This is a genomic window from Halovenus marina (genome assembly GCF_051414115.1).
GTDB lineage: Archaea > Halobacteriota > Halobacteria > Halobacteriales > Haloarculaceae > Halovenus > Halovenus marina.
The window spans coordinates 545,882-565,535 of record NZ_JBLKNZ010000001.1 but is presented as its reverse complement, the minus strand read 5'-3'; the positions used below and the strand labels follow the sequence as shown (position 1 = coordinate 565,535).

Below are 19,654 nucleotides of genomic sequence, written 5' to 3'. Positions count from 1 at the left end.
ACATTCTAAATACGTAACCTTTTATACGAACGGGCGGCCACTCTGTCCTATCATGGGGTGGATCCACAGAGGGGTTGCCCTCACGCTCGTCTGTCTCGTGTTCGCTGTGGGTGGCACGCTCGCGGGTAGCACACTCGTGGGCGGTGCGCTCGCGGACGACCGACCACTCGCGGATGCTGGTCTCGACCAGACCGTTCAGCAGGGCCAAACTGTCTATCTCGACGCTGGCGGATCGGTCGCACCCGACGGAACCATCACCCATTTCGAGTGGGAAATCGAGCGTCCAGATGGCTCGCTCATCACACCTGACTGTCCGACCTGCGAGATGACCCAATTCCGCCCGATACTGAACGGCACCTACGCAGTGTCGGTGACTATCACCGACGACGACGGCAACCAGGACTCCGACACGCTGTACGTGACTGTCACCAACGCCGACGCCCCCACCGCAACTGTCACCGGGCCGGACACACTCGCCGTCAACGAAACCGGCGCGTTCACACTCACCGCCACACCCGGCGACCTCACACTCGACCAGGGCACACTCTCGCTCGACGGCACCACACACGAATCCCCGCTCACAAGCCCAACGCTGACCGTCCAGTACGCCTTCCCCGAACCTGGCGACTACACCGTCACCGGGACTGCGACTGATACCATCGGCCAAGACGACACCGCCACGCATACCGTCACCGTCGCCAAGACAAACCCCTGTTCCAGTGCCTCCGACTGGAAAAAACTCGCGACCTACCGCCCTGGCGATACCGTCAAACAACGCTACGCCAACGTCGAATACCTCTTCGAACACACCGGCAACGGACCCATCAGCGGCCCCAAATACGACCCCCGCGAAGGCATGATCCCCAACAACAACGACCACCCACGTCCCTTCCCCTGGACTCAGACCCAAAAATGCAACATCGATGACAGTGGCGGTAACGGCGGGGGCGGGGGCGGAGGCGGCGGAGGCGGCGGAGGCGGCGGAAACAACGACGATGAGGAAGAAGACACCATCTACGCGTTTGCGCAAGTGCCACAACTGAAAGCCGGGATGCCGCCTGAAGAGATGAAACGGATCGAATACAAACAACAGCACTACGAAAATAAGTCAACAGTCGTCGCAAAGGCACGGCCAGAGAGTGTCAAGAATGCGATGGAGCGCCACTCTCTCGCGCTCGGATACGAAGCAATCAACGTCGGAGACCAGATTGGAAAGAAATCACAGACTCTCGATCAACAATATTCAGGTACGTTCGATAAGACACTGAAGTGCGGGATGTCCTTTGTCGAATGCTATAATTATGAGATCATTGGATATGGTGAAGACGGGACTGACGATGATGGTAATGACGATGGAAACGATGACAGTGGTGATAGCGATGATGGTAGGAACAACTGTGAAAACAAACCACCAGCGCATCCAGATTGCAGATAGGCGAACTCAATAGTAAGGTGGGAAAATGTCGTATTGAAGTTGCCGAGAGGTGTCAGTAGTTAAGGGATTTACTTGACAGAACAATCCGGACGAATCGTACCGGGAAGTCGATCACTTCGTATTTTCGACTGGCACATCTCCCCAGTACGCTGGTCCTGCTTCCTCAAAAAACGGGTCATTCGAGCGTTTCTGACCAGGCGGCAGATAATGCTCTGGTGAGTTCAGATCATATCTGAAGTTCCAGGGGTTGATTGTCTCGTCCGTGAGTTCGAGAGCCCCACTCGTATTCAAGAAAATAAGATGGTCCCCCGCTTCTTCCTCATAGTGTGCAGGAGTCGGATTGTCTAGGTAGACGAGGATCCCTCTCTCTGGGTGGAGATGTGGTGCTGTTTCGTTAAGAGTGAGAATCATCTGTTCTGCGTAAAGACTGGTGAGACCGGGATCCTTGGGTTCAACCATGATCTGCGCATCCCCGTATTCGGCCTGTCCCTGCACGCGCTTGACTTCGACGTCGGGTTCCCACCCGAACAGCGTCTCCTCTCTGGCTTCGAGATCCCGTCCATATTTTGCGGCAAAGTCACGATACGTTGCCCGCGTCAGTCCAGTCACGAGCGGGTCTGTGTGCGCTCGGTACTGCGCTGGCGTGGGGCCACTCGCGAGCGTGGTCACCGAGTCTGCAAGCGCTGCTTTGCTCGTCTGGTTGTGATAGTACGCGTCCAGTGCTGGAAGCGGTGCGTGGGTCGTCACCCACTCGTCGGCCGTCTCGCCGCGGGTGGTCACCGCCACGAACGCCAGTGGCTGCTCGCCCGCGCGGTCCGCAGACAGATTCCCCATCCCCACTCGGTTGACGTTCCGCGCCAGTTCGTGCAGGAGTTCGCCCGCGCGCTTGCTCACAATCTCGTCGGTCGCGTTCCGGTCCCTGAGGAATACCTCGACTCCGACGGTTCCGTCAGCGTCCTCGATTGGTTTCGGTTCGAGACGAACGACGTCGCCCGTGCGTGTGTTCGCGAGCAGCGTCGACTCGAGTGTTGGTCGCTCGTCACCGCCGGGCAGGTATCGCTCGGGATGCTGGTCGGCGTAGGGGCTGACCGTCTCCGACTCGGCAACGGCAGACGCGAGCACTTCATCGGCGAAGGCCTCGCGACTCATCTCGCCCGCGCCATACTGAGCGAGTACATCCGAGTCGACGGTGAGCGTAATCGTCTCTCCCGCTATGGGAGCGCTGAGTTCGATACGAATCTCCGGTGGGATGAGTGGAAACTTGCCTGCAGCCGCCGGAGCGACAAAGTCACGGTCGAGCGCAGTGCCGGGCCCGTCGATCGTATCCGCGAGCGCCTCCAGCGCTGTCCCGGTCGCGTACATGGGATGATAGGTCCCGTTCTCGTGTGTGAGCGCGATCTCGAGCGTGTCCCTGACCTGGGTGGTCTCGGCGAGCGAGACCACAGACCAGTCGACGCTGGGCGTCGCGAGGCGTGCGGCAGTCGGATCGTCGAGTGACTCCTCGAAGGCGGCAGTGAAGTTCGCGTAGCCCTGCTCGCGGACATCGGGCGCGAGCGTCCCGTTCGACCGCTCGGGCGTCTCCGTCGGTGTTGGTGTGGCAGTCGGTGTCTCCGTCCCCGCAGGTGGCGTCTCTGTCGGCGTCACGTTTTCCGATCGTTCGTCGGTATCCCCGAAGCCCAGACAGCCACCAGTACACACCAGTACCACCAGACACCCCACGAGTGCGAGCGCGCGCTTCCCCATCCGTCTGTCGACATTACCAATCGGGGAATAAATGCTTTTACATCAACATTAAGTCAGTAAGGCGTCGATACGCGTGGGACGAACCAGCGCGTCAGCAGACTGGCTTCGGATTGACGCCGAGCGATTCCAGCGTCTCGACGTACTCGTCGTAGGCGGCCTCGACGGCGGCTGATGCGGCCGCAGTCGCGCGCTCGTAGTCGTCCTCGTCGGCGCAGACGTCGTCGAGTGCCTCCGCAGCCTCCGAGCGCAGTCGTTCGTACTCGTCACCGAAGGCCCGAAACGTGCTCGCAGTCCCGGGGTCTGCCTGTCCGGTGAAGAATCCGCTCGCCTGACTGGCCGTTCGCTCGGCGACGAGCGTCCATCCGAGCACCGCACCGAGTCGCTGTTCGACGCCCTCGAACTCGCTCATCGCTTCGATCATCTGCGGACGCTCGCCGGGGTCGTGTTCAGAGAGCACTGTCCTGATCTCGTCGTACTGGTCGTTGACCACGTCCGCCGCGTCGGAAAACACCGCTCCCGCTCCGCCCTTGTCGCCCCACGCGTCGAGCACTGCCGCGGCGTGGTGTGCCCGCGTGGCGAGTGCGGTGAGAACGGGGGCTTCCTCCATGTCGCCCTCAGTGAGCGCATAGAGCAACTTCGAGGAGCCGAGTCTGGAGAGTTCAGTTCGCAGATTCGCGTTGACTGCATCGAGAACGGCAGTACTGTCCATACTCGGCGTATCGACTGCGAGGGGCTTGTATGCATCGTCCCGCGACGAAAAGTTCGGTTGTCAGTTCTCGGCTGCAAACAGGTCGTTACTCGCCTTTCTCGATGGGCGCGCCGACGAGGTTACCCCACTCGGTCCAGGAGCCGTCGTAGTTGATGGCGTCCTCGTAGCCGAGCAGTTCGTGCAGCGCGAACCAGGCGACCGACGAGCGCTCACCGATGCGGCAGTAGGCGACGGTCGTGCCTTCGCCGTCGATGCCCTCCTCTGCGTACAGCTCTCTGATCTCGTCGGCGTCCTTGAACGTGCCGTCGTCGTTGGTCACGGCCGCCCACGAGATGTTCTTCGCGCCGGGGATGTGGCCGCCACGCTGGGCGGTCTCCTGCAGACCTGGCGGTGCGAGGATTTCGCCGCTGAACTCCTCGGGCGAGCGAACGTCCACGAGCGGCAGTCCGCGCTCGATTGCGTTCTCGACGTCCTCTCGGTAGGCGCGGATGGACTCGCGCGGGCCGGAGGCGTTGTACTCCACCACGGGGAAGTCCGGGACCTCGTCGGTCGTCGGGTAGTCGTTTTCGTCCCAGTACTCGCGGCCGCCGTCGAGCAGTTTCACGTCGTCGTGACCGTAGTACTTGAACTGCCAGTAGGTGTAGGCGGCAAACCAGTTGGAGTTGTCACCGTAGAGCACGACCGTCGAGTCCTCGGTGATCCCGTGACTGCCAAGCAGATTCTCGAAGTCCTCCTTCGTCAGAATATCTCGGGTCGTCTGGTCCTGGAGTTGCGTCTCCCAGTTAAAGCCAATCGCACCGGGCGCGTGGCTCTCGTCGTACAGTTCCGTGTCTACGTCGACCTCGACCAGTCGATAATCGGGGTCGTCGCTCTCGAATTCGTCGAGGTGCTGCTCGACCCAATCCGCCGAGACGAGCACGTCCTTCGCGTATTCACTCTCACTCATGATTCCATCTACCAATAGTAGTGCCATGCATAAAGTCGTGTTTCACCCGGCATCATACGCCACTCCTCCCCTCTGGCGGCAGATATTGTGACTATCTGGGACAGCGGTTGTGCGGGGACTGCGAAGCAGTCTCCCCAATAGTCCCGGAGTTCAGCGTGACGCCGCTGGATCGACAGATGTCGCAATTTTTGCTGATATCTTCGAGTTGCAAAGAGAGACACGTTCATTGTGATGGGTACAAAAGGTTCGGTGATGAGTGAACTCGTTATTTCGGCAGCGACGCTGGCAGAGCGCCTCAACAGCGTCCGGGTCGTCGACGTGCGAGACGCGTGGGAATTCGACGGGATCGGTCACATCCCCGGTGCGGTCAACATCCCCTTCGACCAGTTTCGCGCGGACAAACACGCTGCGGAGGGTGGCGGCGACACGGGGATGTTGCCCGGTGAGGAGGCGTTTGCGACACTGCTGGGCGACCGCGGAATCACGCGCGAGGACCACCTCGTCGCGTACGACGACCACCACGGCGTGTTCGCCGCTCGGTTTCTCGTCACCGCCCTGCTGTACGGTCATCCAGTCGAGCGACTCCACCTTCTGGACGGGGATTTCAGCGCGTGGCAACGCGAGCACGACGTGACGAGCGACTCGCCGACCGTCGATCCGACGACCTACGAGGGAGCACCGCCGGCAGAGACGCCACTCGTCGGCATCGATGCTGTCGAGTCGGCGGTCGACGACGAGGAAACGGTCATCGTCGACACGCGCGAGCAGTGGGAGTACGAGGAGGGGCACATCCCCGGCGCCGTCAGACTCGACTGGCGGGAACTCGTCGACGACGAGAGCCGCGGGCTACTCCCCCGTGACCGCATCGACGCGCTTCTCGCCGAGCGAGACATCAGCCGCGACCGTCGGGTGTTGCTGTACTGCAACACCGCTCGGCGGATCAGTCACACCTACTGGGTGCTTCGCTGGCTTGGATTCGAGCGCCTCGCTTTCTACGAGGGGAGTCTCACTCAGTGGAAGGCGGCTGGTCGTCCGATCGAGGGATAGCTGGCTGTTCGACGTATTCGAGTCCCTGTTGCTCGGCGGCCGAAGCGGAGTCGTGGACCAGCAGACGCACCGCCTCCGCGACCAGTGCGACGGCGAGTGGGCCAGCGATGATGCCGAGCGCGCCGACAGAGAGCAGTCCACCGAAAAAGCCGACGAAGTAGAGACTTCCCGGGATTCCGGCAGTGAGACGCGCGAGACGCGGCCGGATCAGCACGTCAGGAAGCACGCCAACGAGGAGTCCACCGAGACCGAACACGAGCGCTGCGCGAACCACCTCACCGGCGACGAGTTCGAGGCCCGCGAGCCCGGCCAGCACCAGAATCGGCCCGGCAACGGGGACGAACTGCAGGATCCCCCCCATGACGGCGAGGGTGAAGGCGGAGTCGTACCCCATCAGGATGAAGAAGGGGTAGCCGATCAGGAAGGTCCCGAGCCCGACTGCCGCCTGAAGGACGTAGATCGCATACAGGATCGAGCGCGTTCGTCTGTGGAAGGCAAAGACGATATCCTGATACTGCACCGGGACGGGCTTGAGAATCGCCGCCCGAACCGCGTCGGGTCGCAAGAGCAGGGCGTAGACGACGAGGATGAACACGAAGAAGTTGAGCAAGATGACCGGCATCTGTGCGAGTAGGTCCACGGCCGCGTCCTGCAGTATCACCTCGGCTTGCTCTAGTGTCTGTCCGACGTCGATCTCGTACTCCATCCCGACGAACGACCCCGACAGCGTTTCGGGCAACTCTTCGAGAAACTCGAAGAACTCAGAGCGGCGGACGTAAATCGAGACGATAAGCGGCGAGAAGAGAACGACGACGGCGACCAGCGCGAGCAGCGTACTGAGACCGGCGGCGAGTCGCGAGCTGAGGCCACGCCTGCGCAGAAACGACCGAACTGGATAGAGGATGTACGCGACGGTAATCGCAAAGAACACCGCCGAGAAGATGTCGAACAGCAAAAACGTCGTCACGAGCGCGACTACCGCGAGCAAGGCGGCGAGGACGTACGTGCGCTGTGACCAGGACATACCTCAACTCCGGAAGCAACCGAGTAAACCTTTGTGCCTGAACAACGACGGGAATCTAGCAACGAAACGCTTACACCCGTCACCGCCTCAGTTCCACGTGCGGGACCGTGGGGTAGCTTGGTATCCTCCGGGCCTTGGGTGCCCGCAACCCCGGTTCAAATCCGGGCGGTCCCACTCCCACTTTTTGCGCGGCGGGTGTCCTCGTGAGCCGCTGGCTCACTGCGGGCACCACTTGCGCAAAAACTTGGGGAAAAAGCCGAGTGCTCACTTCGTTCGCACTCGGTGAAACACCTCGCTTGATGAATGTAATCTTGAAGGCTTGGACGCGGCGAAAGTGCGCGCATTCGTAGAAACCGAATAACCGGGTGTTCGCTCTACGCTTCCCGAGGAAACCCCGTTCCAGTGTATCGTCGACTACCGCGGCGCGTATGCCTACTGGGACTTACCCAGCGGCGCGCTCGAAGACACAAACCGCGACCTCGAAACTGTTGAAGCCTGCACGGAGAACGAACCCGATTTACCGGTAGTCGACCGGGAGAACGACCCGCCGATAGCCTCTGTATAGCACTAATTACCTGCGTATGATAGATGCAACAGCCATAGTGGAATCTACACTTGGTGATAGGTTCCAGCAGCCTTGCTGAATAAAAAGCGCGAATGTAGCACCAAACTATCTTCTGATTCCGGTTGGTCGGATTTGTAGATAGAGACTTGGAACTCTATTTGGGTTAGAACAAGCGAACAGCGAGCAGGATTGCAGTCGCCGCGAGAACTCCGGCGACGGTGATAGCGAGGATGGGGGCGAGTGCGGTGATGACAGTTATACCGCCGAGGATGATGGCGAGGCCGATGGCTGCGAGACCGCCGAGCGTCGTCACTCCGAAAACAGGAAGTCCCCCGGTAAGCCGGTTAGCGACGGTAGAACCGATGAAAAGTCCTCCGCCGAGCAAGCCACCAAGGAGGATGACGACGGCGACAGCGGGACGAGCGTCGGAAGCAAGAATAGTGAGGAGTGCGGCCGCGATGTAGCCAACCATCGCACCAGCACAGTTCTGGACGACGTACTTTGGGCGTGTAGTGTATCGAAGTGAGTCACCAGTGAGGACGGCGGCAAAGGTAACGAGAATTGGAGGGAGTACGTAGAGTGCTCGGAATTGATCAGTTGTCTCGATGAGATTGACATTACCGCTGATTCCGGAGAGACCAGGGACACTGATGCCAGCGATAGGCACACCATTAGCGTTGAGGAATAGCCATGCGGCGGTTTTCCATTTCTCTACGTCAAGCAGATCGGGTGGAGTGACGAGATAGGTAGCTGAGAGGCCAACAAGGAAGGCGGCGGCTCCCCAAAGGGCCCCGTATTTGAGTTGGTAGCGTCGAATGGACATATCGTATCCGATAATCGGAATTACTAAAAATATAAGGGACTCCACTGGGACACCGCGTTGGGATATACGGTAACAGTTGGACATAGTCGGTGTGTTCCATGCGCTTGTCGGCGACCGTCCGAGAGCATTTGTTGCTGAATCTTTTCTCTATATTCAGCGGTCAGTTCCTCTCAAATCCTTTAGAGCAAGCGAGCGGGTCGACGGCGCGAAGCGCCGGAGACAGGTATCAAAAGCCGTGCGCAGGAGATATCGGGCACAACCGGAAGCGCGACGGAGCGAAGCGAAACAGCACGAAAGCCCGGCAGCCCGCGCACGTGACTGACGAGACCTGAGTGAGAGCGCTGTCGCGGCAGCCCGTGCAGCGAAGCGAACCGGCAGCCCCTACTAGCGCGAACGAAAGCGCGAGCGTGGTCGAGGAAGAAACGAGACAGGCAGCCCGGAACGGCAAGCTCGAAGCGAGCGAGTGACGCGATCCGGAACGGTTCGAGATCGCCTCCGAGCACGGCGACCGAAACGGAGCGACCACCGGGAGCGAAGTGACCGGAGCGAGCGACAGTCGAATATATAAGATCTTCCCCTTGACCGATTCACAAAGAGATCGTACCTCCCTCTCGGCATTACACCGAAGGAATGCTAGTGGATCACCCTCTTTCCTTACGCACTTTGTGGTTTATAGACCTCAAGTTCTCCCGTCTCTGTTATTTGTATTATCCATTCAGTAAGTCCTATCCCGAGGTATTGCTCAGAAACATTCCACTGAGCCGTCTCTGTTGTGGAATTGTCTATTGTTGCATGAATCGTATACTCGCCCGGTGAGTCGATAACATCATCCCAGCTACCTGATGAGGATAGATCGGTTGAGTAAGCATAGAGTGTTACTGCTTCAGAGAAAACCGTGCTTCCATTCGCTCGCGTAATGCGAGTCGAGAGCGTATGTTGTTCTGTGCCACGGTTAATATAGTGAATATCTGGAGGGTATTCTGAGATGGGACACTGGAACGTGGCTGGATCGGTATCAGGGTACAGATTTGTGCACCCGGGATACGGCTCTGGTGTTTCCTCCGTCGGCTCCGTCTCTGACGGGCCAACTCCACCAAGACAACCCGACAGTACCACGACGAGCACAAGACACAGCTGCATTCGGATGGAGGGCCGAAGCATAGTACAATATCAGTATCCGAACGCAATATATCTTGATACAAGAACGTTCAGATAGTCTCGAAAAATAGACGATGAATCTATTCGTCGTCTTCGGAGGGAAGTTCGTCCCGCACCTCGTCGAAAGCTTCTTCGATTTTCTCCGGCATCTCCTCTAGTTCTTCGTCGTTCACAGGTTGCTCCTGTCTTTCACTCCGAGCCATCGTTCAAATCTCCGTATGTACTCTTGGACGTTCTCCTTCAAATCTTCTTCGGCGAGCTCGAAGCCTTTGTTCGCTGAAATCGGCCCGGTAACTTCCTCGACCCGGTACTTCACCCCTTCACGGTAAAGATCGCGGTGAAGCCCTTCCTCTGTAACGTCGTGTCCGCCTTCTGCGTCTCGGTCGTGATCGTATCGAACGACCGTCTGCCAGTCGCCGTCGAGCCAGTACTCCAATTGCACCATGAACTTCGTTACTGTCCCCGTGTCCTTACTGAATGCAAATCGAAGCTGGACGCTATTACTGAGTCTCGTCGGTGGCGGCGCAATATCGTACTCACTCATGGCGTGAACCTCTTACTTGGAAACCGGGCGATCCCATATTACCTTTTTCCACGGCGGACTTCGCTCGAAGAACAAACCCCTCACGGCTGCAGACCCGTTCGTATCGTTCGAGAGGTCTGTGACCCCTCGCAACGTGAGAAGTGTGAGCAAAAAGCCCAGGCACTTCGATCGCACTCGGGAACGCTTCGCCAGCGTATACACTCAATCCTTCGCTGGAACTGACCCAGCGTGTGCTTCGATCCAACACGAGGTTTTTTATTCGATTCCGGCACACTCCACACTAATGCGACGTGCATTCGCAACGCTGCTGACGCTGTCGGTGCTCTCGTCGTTTCTGTTCGTCGTCGTCCTCGGGGTGATGGTGGCAGTCGGGTACATCAACGTCGGCCTCGCGATCGCGGTGGTCGTCGTCCTGAATCTGCTCCTGTTGCTCGTCACTCCGACGATAAACGACTTCATCTACCAGTGGCTGTACGGCATGGAGTGGATATCACTCGAAGAGTTGCGCGAGCGAAGCCCACAGTCGGCCGCCGTCATCGAGACGGTTACCGACGAGTACGGCTACGACACGCCCAAACTGGGCTACATCGAGGACAGCAATCCGAACGCATTCACCTACGGGACGGCGCGGTTCAACGGCCGCATCGTCCTCACGGAGGGGTGTTTCGAGTTTCTCGACGACGGGGAGACGGCGAGCGTCGTCGCACACGAACTCGGCCACATCACGAGTCGGGATTTCATCATCATGACGGTCGCGAACACCATCGTCCAGATCCTGTATCTGGTCGCCATCCACTCCTGGCGATTCGGCGCTCACAGCGGCTCGAATAAGGACAATCAGGCGAACAAGATTCTGTTCGGGGTGGCCGTCCTCTCGTACGTACTCTGGTTCGTTGGTGAGTACATGGTGCTGTACCTCAGTCGCGTCCGGGAGTACGCTGCCGACCGCTTCGCCGCCGAGTACACCCACCCCGACCAGATTTCCTCGGCGCTCGTCAAGATTGCCTACGGCATCGTGATGAGCGAGGACAACCCCGAACTCTCGAAGGCGACGCGAAATATCGGCATCATGAACGTCGATTCGAGCAAGAACGACGGGATGATGTACCACAACGCGACCCAGAACGACGACCCGGACCTCCTGTTGCGCGCCTTTCTGTTCGACCTGAAGAACCCGTGGGCGAAACTGCTCGAACTCAACTCCACACACCCGCTGACTGGCAAGCGCGTCAGGACGCTCTCGCAGGTACAGGGGGCACAGCGGTTCGATTTCGACGACATTCTCGACCGGTTCCCCGTCGACCGCCGTCGGATGTATGCAGAGTTTCTCCGCGATATGGCCGTCCTCGTGCTTCCGGCCGTCGCAGCGGTTGGCTTTCCGCTCGCGTATCTGACGGGCGTGTACACCGAGGCCATCACGTTCTCGCTCGCCGCCTTCGTCGGTGGCTGGCTGGTCATCGTCGGCCTCGGATCCATCGTCCGGACGCTGTACAAGTACCCCCCAGGAACGCCCGAGGAGACGACCGTCATCGAGTTGCTCGCAGATCCGTATGCATCGCCGGTCAACGCCTCCATCGCACGACTCGACGGGAAACTGATCGGCCGCGGGACGGCAGGCTATCGCTTCTCCGAAGACCTGATGTTCAAGGACTCCACCGGCCTGATGTTTCTCAAATACGAAAGCTGGTTCCCCTTCCTCGGGAATCTGCTCTTTTCGATCCGCCGGGTGCCGGAACTCATCGGCGAATCGGTCACCGTCGAGGGCTGGTATCTCCGCGGGATAAGTCCGTGGGTCGGACTCAAGGAACTGCAGACATCCGATGAGTCTATCCGCGGGTTCATTCGCCTCGGCGGACTCGTCGCTGGCGGTCTGCTCACGGTGATTGGGCTGGTCGTACTCATCGTCTTCGGCCCGCTGTAGGGGATTCTGCACTCCCTGACTCAGACATCCTCGCCCGCGTCGCCGCCGATGCCGACTGTATTGTCCGTCTCGATCGATTCGAGTCCATCGATTTCGGTGAGCTCTGAGACCGCTCGCTCGGGGATCTGAATGCGGAGTGTATGGTACTGCAGGCGCGCGTCGACGGTGCCACCGGACCGTTCGACGGCGTCGCTGACCGCGTTCAGATCAGCCGCGGAGTCACAGGAGAGAACCAGTGTAGCGTCCTCGTCTTCGAATGGGTCGGTGGACATGCGACGAACGGGGTGGGAGAGATAGACCATCCCAGGGGTCACCCGCTCAGCCGGTCGCGAAGTATCACACCGAACCCGGCGGCCCCGATACAGAAGGAGACGAGACCGCCGATGCCGGTCAGAGCGAGCCCTCCGTTTATCGCCGCGCCGACGGCGAGCGGTTTCAGCCAGTCGTCGGCGCTATCCGCGTCGAGGAGGCGCTCTCCGATCGCGAGAAAGGCGATGACCGACCCGATTGCCCACACCACGACTGCGAGGACGATTAGCGGAATGACCAGCAGGATTCCCAGAATCGTCAGGACGAGGGCGATCGTCAGCACAACGAGTCCGAGCAGGGCCGCGATGCCGTACGCGAACGACTCGACTGGCTCTTCACTGATTTCGTCGAGCATCCGCTCCACGTACGCGGGTGCGATGGCGATCAGAATCGCACCGACGAGAAAGGTGGTGAGGAAGGACCCAACGGCACCGCCGCCCAGTCCGGTTGCGATATCGATGTCGATATCGAATCCGTTGGTCGTCGCAGGATGTGCGAGCACGCGTGTGAGGGTGAGGAGAGTCATGTGAGTGACGGTTGTTTGACTGGTGTGTTCGCATGGCTTATATGTGTTCGTTCGACCGGTGCGTTCAGGCGAGCGGGGTCCGTTCGACGACTCTCCCGTCGACGGTCGGGTACTGTTCGACGATTTCCCCCTCGGAGAGGTCTGCTTCGTCGAGCATCTCTTCGAGGAGCCACCACGCTAGTTCGACGTGGTCGTCCTTGACCGTGTAATACTCGGATGGAACTCCGAGTTCGTCGAGTCGGTCGGCGTCGATCCAGGTCTTGCCGTACACCAGCGTCCCGTCGTCGGTCACTTCGTCGAAGGGGCGGCGAACGTTTCTGGCCATCCGCTTGAGCCGATTCCGGTGCTGGGCGGCGTCTTTGAACACGGAGGTACAGAAGTACACCTGCTCGTGGTCACCCATCACGTCGAGTATCTCGTGGCTGCCCTCGACTGCGCTCATGTGTCCCTCCTTTCGCTCGAAGCCCTCCTCCTGCATCCGTCGGAAGTTGCCCTGACTCATCTCGAACTCGTTGATGTTACAGAAATCCGCGGCCCCCTCGTCGAGGAAGTCGAGAAACTCCGGTTCCGCGCGAATGCCCGGAATCTCGAAGGCTGGCGTGAGTCCTTCCTCGCGAGCGATGTAGAGGATGTCCTCCCACTCGGTGCCGTGCAGATCACCCCACTGCTCCAGCGGCGGGTGAAACCGAATCTCGTCGAGTCCGGCCTCGGCGAGGCGGCGCATGTTCTCGCGCCCGCCGGTGATGCCGGTGTACAGGTGCGTGTGATGGTCTGGGCCAAACTCCGTCTTCAACAGATCCAGATACCGACAGGTTCGGTCGAGCACTTCCTGTGGCTCCCCGCCAGTGATCGACGTCCCAAGTGCGTCCATCCGTCGCGCCTCGTCGAGAATATCCTGGTCAGATTCGACCCGACGCTCGTTTGCGTACACGTCGGTGACGTTCTTGCGGTTCTCGCCGAGCGGGCAGTAAAAACAATCGCGCTGGTCACAGTAGCCGTAGACAAAGAGTACCATCTTGCCGCCGTTCGCACACTGTTCACAGCCTTTCGAGATCATTCAGTGAGAGCGATTGGGGCGCGGCAGTCAAAAACCATACGGAGTTGAAACGACGTCCGTCACAGCGGAAATCCCGGAAGCTTTATCCGTGTCTGGTGTTCTGACAGGAATATGGCCGCAAGTACTGAAGCGAACGGGCAAAGCGGGGGAATTCTCGGCGTCATTTCACACTCGGTGTCACTGCAGGTGGTGATCCTCGGGGCCATCCTGCTGACGGCCGCATTCGGACTGGACGCAGTCTTCGGACCGCACGACGCTCCGCCGCTGATCGCTATCTGGGGAGTCGCTGCGATGGCGATCGGAACGCTCGCGTATGCGATCATCTACATCCAGAAGCCGAATTGAGCGAACAGCCGTGGCTCGATCCGGGGGATCGACTGACCGATTATATCTCGCAATCGAGAGAGAGCACACTGTGTCGTCGACGTTGAACAGCGGCTATACCGTGTCGTCGACGCCGAACAGCGCGTCGAACACCCGAACGAAGGTAAACACGTCGAGGACGGGATGAAGTGTCTCCTCACGGTTCAGGACCAGCGAGCGGACTGACTGCCAGCTGTCCCGAGCGCGCGCCTCCTCGCCTCGCCCGAGCGCGGCCAGTGCCGAGCCGAGCGTCGCACAGATCCCCGCGTGCTCTTTGAGATACACCCAGGACTGTTTGTGCGTACCCGTCTGCTGTTCGATGTTGTCCTCGATCCTCGGTGTGAACGCCTCGACGATATCGGGGACGGATTCGAGTGTGGCGACCGCCTCGTCGTCGAAGTCGAGGTCACCGTCCTGTAGCATGCCCGCGTCGCTCGAATACAGCGGGTCGAACGCATCCGAAAGCCGCTCCAGATACGCACGTACCTCGGCGGCGTCGTCGCCGAACTCCGCAGCCAGATGCTCGTCGAAAATGTCGTCCAACGGTCGGTCCCGATCCCAGAGCCGTGCGGCCATCGCGGTCATCGGGAAGCCAGTCGGGAAGAAGGCGCGTTGCACCTGACAGCTCACGTTTCCATCGAGACTGAGCACGTCCAGGTCCCGCATGTCGTCGGCGAGGATCTTCCCGACCTGCATGGTTCCGGGGTCGTGGTAGTGACTCAACATGAGATGGTAGTCGAAGTCGAAGCTGTCGCCGTCGAACACGTCCTGCCACGCCCGGAGGAAGCCGACGTTCTCTTCGAGTGACGCTGGAAAGTCGAGTTCGTTGCGCTCGTAGGGCGGCAACTCCGGTATCTCACCGAGGTCGGCGTAGCCGGACGCGTACGAGCGAGTGATCGGCGCGAACATGAGGCTGAACCGCTCGGGCGTCTCGAAGCGTTCCCGCTCGGGCGGCCAGAGCAGATCCGTGTAGATGAGAAAGGCGATGCGGGTGTCCACGCCCCGGGCCGCCAGTTCCGCGTCGAGTTCGTTGCACATCTGCACGTAGAAATCTGCAGGACGCGTCCCCTGACAGTCCGCGCACTCACAGTGGTTGTTGTGGGCGTCCGAGGCCCAGAAGTGCAGAATGTCGATCGCAGGGGTCTCCTCGGCGTAGTCCGCGACTGCATCGACGACCAGCTGTCGTGCCTCCGGGTTCGAGTAGCACAGTTCGGTGTTGATCGGGATATCCTCGTAGACCGTCCGCTCGCCGTCGATTTCAGCGAGGTACTCGCGCTTTGCGTCGGGCACGTCGACATCCTCCGTCTCCCAGCCGCGGACGGGCATATCGAGCGCCCGGGCGGTCCAGCCGTGACCGACCTCGTGATAGACGAGTCCGCACCGCTCGATTTCCGTGACACAGCGCTCGTAGCACTCCCTGGCGCGCTCTTCGGAGAACGCCTCGGCGTCGCGTTCGGGATTTTTCTCGTGGCGATACCAGCGCCGGAAGAACGGATAGCCGTCGAAAAACTGGATGAAGTAAGCGTTGTATCCCACCTTCGGCGCCCAGTCGACGATGTCTGTGACGTGCTCGACGCTCACCGCACCCTCGATGGTAATTCCGCGATGGCGATACGAGGGTGTCTCTGCCACGGAAACGGTCGGGAGCGAGTCGAGTTCGGGGATTATCTCCCCGTCGTCGCCGGGTCGAACCCACCGACAGCCAAGTTCCCGGAGGTACCGATAGGTCGCGAGCAGGACACTCCGCGGGTTGACGCCCGCGATGACGCCCTCGGCCCCCTCGATATCGACGTGGATGGCGTCGTCGAGTCGCTCGGTTTCGACGTTCGGAAGGTCGATATCTGGAAATTTTATCCCCGTCCCGAGCCAGAGTCCGCCATCCGCTGGCGTGTATGCAGACCGCTCGGTGACCGAGACGGACCTGCCAGTCATCTCGGTGAGATACGACTCCAGTTCGGCCCCAGCGAACGCGACGGTCTCGTCGTCTGAAATATGATACACCGCAATCGGTGATTCCCTACCCATACCGGCAGTGTGACCGCGGCCATCTTAACTGTTCGAGCAACGGCGCTCACGTGCTCGTTTGGACTCGGGGTGTCACTCGTCGAGGCGCATATCCCCGCCCGGACTGTCGGAGATGTCGTCCTCCCAGTCGGCGTCGCCGGACTCGAACTCCTCTTTGAGTTGTGCGAACGTCGAACCGCCTCCGCCACTCTCGTCGTCACTGTCGTCACTGCCGTCACCTTCCTCGTCACTGTCGCCCCCCTCCTCGTCGTCGGTGTCGTCCTCGTCGCTTCCTGTCTCGCCGTCCTCGCCACCTTCAGTCTCGTCGTCTTCAGCCTCGTCGTCTTCCTCCACTCCTGTCTCGTCATCTTCAGTCTCGTCCTCGCCACCCCCCATCTCGTCCTCGTCGCCGAGGTCGAGTCCAGAGAGGTCATCGTCGTCGAGGCGCAGTTCGGAACCGTCATCAGCATCATCGTCAATATCGAGCGCGGAAAGGTCGTCACGGGGACGCTCGTCTGATTCCGCTCCGTCTTCGAGATCGATCCCCGACAGGTCGTCGTCGAACATGTCGGAGTCGTCGTCAGTCCTGTCGGCCTCTGCTTCGGTGCGGTCTGAGCGGTCGTCGTCGTCCGCTGGCTCGCTCCCCTCGAAGTCGTCGCTCTCGGAGTGCTCAGCCGACTCGTCCAGTTCGGAGTCGAAGGCTGGCTCGCTCGATTCGAGTTCGACCTTGAGTTCGCTGAACGTGGACGCGTCGGCCTGCCCCGCAATCGGCGGATCAGAGGAGTCCTCAGATCCGCTGTCGGCCGATGGCTGAACCGGTTCGTCCGACCTGCCCAGCGCCTCCGCCGGTTCGTCCCCGGTGTCGACTGCCGCATCTGTGCGCTCCACGGGTCCTTCGTGGTCGTCCGTTGCGGCCGATCCGGTGGCTGCTGGCGGTTTCGTTTCGGGCGTCTCCGGACGAGACTGTTCGGTCTCGTGCGATGCGACAGATTCGAGTACCCCCGGATCGAGCGGTTCGGCCGCCGCTTCGAGTCGGCGGAGCGCCTCGGGCAGTCCGATCGCCGCGATGGTGTCGCCGGGGGCGAGTAGGTAGGTCCGTTCGGGCAACACCACCGAGTCGCCGTCGTCCGGTTCGACGGCGACGACGAGCAGCGAAAGCGCGCCGACGGGGAGGCCATGAAGCGGACTTCCTGCCTCGACGGTGGCAGTCGAGAACGTCTGGTCGACGCTTCGCAACAGCGCGGCAAACTCCCGCTCTGGTCGGTCGTCGACGGGGAGCGTCACCAGCCGATACTCGCGTCTGGGGTCGACCTTCGGGGTGTCGCCGGAGTCGATTGCAAGTGTCACGACGTCGCCAGCGACCCCGCGCAACTCGCCGGTGAGCACGCGGCGCATCGGGTCGGTCTCCCAGACCTGCACCAGATCGCCCGTGCTGGCGGCAAACGCCGGGTCTGCGCGGACTGCAACGGCGTTCGTCGCAGGCGGCAGCGTCGGACCGATTCCCGCCGGACGGCTCCCGACCGCCAGATACGCCACCGTTCCGTCTTCAGCGAGTTCGACGTCGACAGTTCCGACCGCGTAGTCACTCTTGAGTCGGTCGATAAGTCGCTCGCGCAGCTCCGCCCTGGTGAGATTTCGCGGGAAGACGAAGGACTCGCCCGCGAGCGATTCCTTGGTCTGCTCGGGAACCGGGTCGTAGCCGACCACGTCGTCTATCTCCTCGGGGACGGTGACCGTGATGACGCGGCCGACGTGTCTGACGAACTGTCCGAGTTCGCTGTCGGCGCGCGTTGTCGAGTCGTTCAACACGACATCGCGCGCGAAGCGGTCCCCGACGCGCCGACCAGCGAGCGCGCCGCCGGTCCCAGCGACGAAGGCGCTGCTGTTGAACAGCGCGACTTCGAGTTCCTCGCTCAGTACGGTCTCCCCAGCGATGACCTGTTCCAGCACCGTCGTGGTGTTGAGATAGATGGCGACGCCGCTCAGTCCGACGAGCAAGGCGAGTGCGGTCGGGACCGGTTCGCGGGCGTACCAGCGAACGGCCAGGGCTGCGACCGCAGCGAGCACGCCCGCGAGAACGGCGAGACCGACGAGTTGGGCGAACACGTCCACGGCGAGCGCGACCGTTGTCTGTACCGGAATCATGTCGTCCCTCCGGCGAGTGCTGTGAGTGAATCACGCGTCCCGACCGCGAAGAGTTCGTCACCCGCTTCGAGTGTCGTCGTCCCCTCGGGTGCGACCAGCCACCCGTCCGCGCTCTTCACGGCGAGGACGGTGATCCCCTCGGTTTCCGGGAGTCTGGCAGGGCCGATCTGGATGCCATCGAGCGGTCCGTCAGGGCGCACGGCGAGGCGGCGGACGTGTCTGCCAGCGCGCCGGAGCAGCGAGACCGCCTCGTACTCGCGGCGCGTGCCGCGGGACTCGACGACGATTTTCACGTCGCTTGCGCGCAACAGCGGTTGCACGTCCGTCCGGGTGACTGCGACCGTCAGTCGCCCCTCGCCGCCGTTCGTCGTCGGTGCACGAACCGGCGTCTTGTGGTCGTCCTCGTCTGTCTCGGGCGTAATGTCGAGGCGCTGGTCGTCGATCTGTGCCGCGCCGTCAGTCTTCGCGCTCAGCACCGTCCCGCGAACCTGTGCGTCCGGCGTAATGACCGTCACCTCGTCACCGCGGGCGAGTCCAGTCGGAAGCAACCCGGCCACGGAGACGGCGTGTCGACCGGAGCCGACACGCTTCGAGAGGCCGGAAAATGGCGGCGCGGCGCTGACCGTCGCGCGACCACGCTCGTCGATGCTGACCGACACGTCGCCCAGGTCGTGTTTCGTCCGGAGCGTTTCGGCCGCTCGTGCTTCGAGTTCGTCGAGCCGCAGGTCGGCGGGAAAGGTCAGGTCGGTGGTGCGCAACTCTGCGCGGAGTTCCTCGGGGAGCGGCGGATACCCCTCCATATCCGTGACGTCACCCACGATTCGGACGCGAACCTTGTCGCCGCCGTGGAGAAACTCGGCCAGGTCACGAGAGAGGGTCTGCCCCCGCAGCGACGAGAGCGACGGGCGCTGGGGCATCTCGGTTGCCATCTGGTCGCCCTTACTGTGTGCGTACATCGCGAGCATGGCGACGACGAGAATCGCAGTCACGAGTCGTGGGGCGTTCGGGCTCTGTGTCACTGTCTCGTCGGCGAGTGCGAGCAACCCGCCGTTGACACCGGCGAGCGCGACTGCGAGAATCGTCACACCGAACCCCGGGAGCGTCACCCCCGTGAAATACTTGAAGAGGAAGCCGAGCGTCCACGAAGCGAGTGCTGGGAGGATTCCGACGAGCAACCCGAGATAGATCCCGAGCAGGATCTCCGCCGGAAGCGATGCCATACCTACGGTGTGGCCGTCGTCACTAAAAGGCGTTTCTGCCCCAGTATCACGAGCAGAACTGCGTGTCTGCATCGCAGACCGGCAATAGCGAATGGAGAACGGTACGCTTTACCCG

At 61.0% G+C, this 19,654-nt stretch carries 16 protein-coding genes and 1 tRNA gene; 5 read left to right on the top strand and 12 right to left on the bottom strand.

Annotation, left to right across the window (positions count from 1 at the left end):
- The first annotated feature begins 52 nt into the window (after positions 1–52).
- Positions 53–1,435 carry a PKD domain-containing protein gene (locus tag ACMGFL_RS02905; RefSeq protein ID WP_436934035.1) on the top strand — a complete coding sequence of 461 codons (1,383 nt, stop codon included), beginning with the start codon at positions 53–55 and terminating at the stop codon, positions 1,433–1,435.
- 111 nt (positions 1,436–1,546) lie between these two features.
- On the opposite strand, the gene ACMGFL_RS02900 is transcribed toward ACMGFL_RS02905, so the two are convergent.
- The 3 genes from ACMGFL_RS02900 to ACMGFL_RS02890 form a co-directional block, all read right to left on the bottom strand.
- Positions 1,547–3,178, bottom strand: a complete 1,632-nt coding sequence (locus tag ACMGFL_RS02900; RefSeq protein WP_436934034.1) for a hypothetical protein — start codon at positions 3,176–3,178, stop codon at positions 1,547–1,549.
- 91 nt (positions 3,179–3,269) lie between these two features.
- On the bottom strand, positions 3,270–3,887 hold the full coding sequence (locus tag ACMGFL_RS02895) for a rubrerythrin family protein (RefSeq protein WP_436934033.1): 618 nt from the start codon (positions 3,885–3,887) through the stop codon (positions 3,270–3,272).
- Between the two features lie 85 nt (positions 3,888–3,972).
- Complete coding sequence (locus tag ACMGFL_RS02890) at positions 3,973–4,833, bottom strand: sulfurtransferase (RefSeq protein ID WP_436934032.1); 861 nt, start codon at positions 4,831–4,833, stop codon at positions 3,973–3,975.
- A 252-nt stretch (positions 4,834–5,085) separates the two neighbouring features.
- Here ACMGFL_RS02890 and ACMGFL_RS02885 point away from each other — a divergent pair, with 252 nt between their 5' ends.
- On the top strand, positions 5,086–5,880 hold the full coding sequence (locus ACMGFL_RS02885) for a sulfurtransferase (protein WP_436934031.1): 795 nt from the start codon (positions 5,086–5,088) through the stop codon (positions 5,878–5,880).
- Here the strand turns inward: ACMGFL_RS02885 and ACMGFL_RS02880 are convergent.
- Complete coding sequence (locus ACMGFL_RS02880) at positions 5,840–6,904, bottom strand: AI-2E family transporter (protein ID WP_436934030.1); 1,065 nt, start codon at positions 6,902–6,904, stop codon at positions 5,840–5,842. The genes ACMGFL_RS02885 and ACMGFL_RS02880 overlap by 41 nt on opposite strands.
- A gap of 101 nt (positions 6,905–7,005) precedes the next feature.
- On the opposite strand from ACMGFL_RS02880, the gene ACMGFL_RS02875 reads away from it, so the two are divergent.
- Positions 7,006–7,078: transfer RNA gene (locus ACMGFL_RS02875), tRNA-Pro, on the top strand.
- A 554-nt stretch (positions 7,079–7,632) separates the two neighbouring features.
- On the opposite strand, the gene ACMGFL_RS02870 is transcribed toward ACMGFL_RS02875, so the two are convergent.
- Together ACMGFL_RS02870 and ACMGFL_RS02865 are read right to left on the bottom strand one after the other, a co-directional pair.
- The gene (locus ACMGFL_RS02870; RefSeq protein ID WP_436934029.1) at positions 7,633–8,292 is read right to left on the bottom strand and encodes a DUF7978 family protein; all 660 of its coding nucleotides are present in this window, start codon (positions 8,290–8,292) and stop codon (positions 7,633–7,635) included.
- Positions 8,293–9,619: 1,327 nt separating this feature from the next.
- Positions 9,620–9,994, bottom strand: coding sequence for a DUF7718 family protein (locus ACMGFL_RS02865; protein WP_436934028.1), 375 nt, complete (start codon positions 9,992–9,994; stop codon positions 9,620–9,622).
- A gap of 283 nt (positions 9,995–10,277) precedes the next feature.
- On the opposite strand from ACMGFL_RS02865, the gene ACMGFL_RS02860 reads away from it, so the two are divergent.
- A complete protein-coding gene (locus ACMGFL_RS02860; RefSeq protein ID WP_436934027.1) occupies positions 10,278–11,915 on the top strand; it encodes a M48 family metalloprotease in 1,638 nt (545 codons plus the stop codon).
- A 20-nt stretch (positions 11,916–11,935) separates the two neighbouring features.
- On the opposite strand, the gene ACMGFL_RS02855 is transcribed toward ACMGFL_RS02860, so the two are convergent.
- The 3 genes from ACMGFL_RS02855 to ACMGFL_RS02845 all read right to left on the bottom strand — a co-directional run bounded on the left by ACMGFL_RS02855 (position 11,936) and on the right by ACMGFL_RS02845 (position 13,807).
- Positions 11,936–12,217 carry a hypothetical protein gene (locus ACMGFL_RS02855; RefSeq protein WP_495849325.1) on the bottom strand — a complete coding sequence of 94 codons (282 nt, stop codon included), beginning with the start codon at positions 12,215–12,217 and terminating at the stop codon, positions 11,936–11,938.
- An 8-nt stretch (positions 12,218–12,225) separates the two neighbouring features.
- Complete coding sequence (locus tag ACMGFL_RS02850) at positions 12,226–12,750, bottom strand: DUF8173 domain-containing protein (RefSeq protein WP_436934025.1); 525 nt, start codon at positions 12,748–12,750, stop codon at positions 12,226–12,228.
- 64 nt (positions 12,751–12,814) lie between these two features.
- On the bottom strand, positions 12,815–13,807 hold the full coding sequence (locus ACMGFL_RS02845; RefSeq protein ID WP_436934024.1) for a radical SAM protein: 993 nt from the start codon (positions 13,805–13,807) through the stop codon (positions 12,815–12,817).
- A 111-nt stretch (positions 13,808–13,918) separates the two neighbouring features.
- Between ACMGFL_RS02845 and ACMGFL_RS02840 the strand changes: the two genes are divergently transcribed.
- A complete protein-coding gene (locus ACMGFL_RS02840) occupies positions 13,919–14,152 on the top strand; it encodes a hypothetical protein (RefSeq protein WP_436934023.1) in 234 nt (77 codons plus the stop codon).
- A gap of 93 nt (positions 14,153–14,245) precedes the next feature.
- Here ACMGFL_RS02840 and ACMGFL_RS02835 read toward each other — a convergent pair whose 3' ends face one another.
- The 3 genes from ACMGFL_RS02835 to ACMGFL_RS02825 all read right to left on the bottom strand — a co-directional run bounded on the left by ACMGFL_RS02835 (position 14,246) and on the right by ACMGFL_RS02825 (position 19,539).
- Entirely contained in the window at positions 14,246–16,195 is a 1,950-nt protein-coding gene (locus ACMGFL_RS02835) for a DUF4838 domain-containing protein (protein ID WP_436934022.1), read from the bottom strand.
- A gap of 72 nt (positions 16,196–16,267) precedes the next feature.
- The gene (locus tag ACMGFL_RS02830; protein WP_436934021.1) at positions 16,268–18,319 is read right to left on the bottom strand and encodes a DUF8167 domain-containing protein; all 2,052 of its coding nucleotides are present in this window, start codon (positions 18,317–18,319) and stop codon (positions 16,268–16,270) included.
- The gene (locus ACMGFL_RS02825) at positions 18,316–19,539 is read right to left on the bottom strand and encodes a potassium channel family protein (RefSeq protein WP_436934020.1); all 1,224 of its coding nucleotides are present in this window, start codon (positions 19,537–19,539) and stop codon (positions 18,316–18,318) included. The genes ACMGFL_RS02830 and ACMGFL_RS02825 overlap by 4 nt, the downstream gene beginning before the upstream one ends.
- Positions 19,540–19,654: the final 115 nt, after the last annotated feature.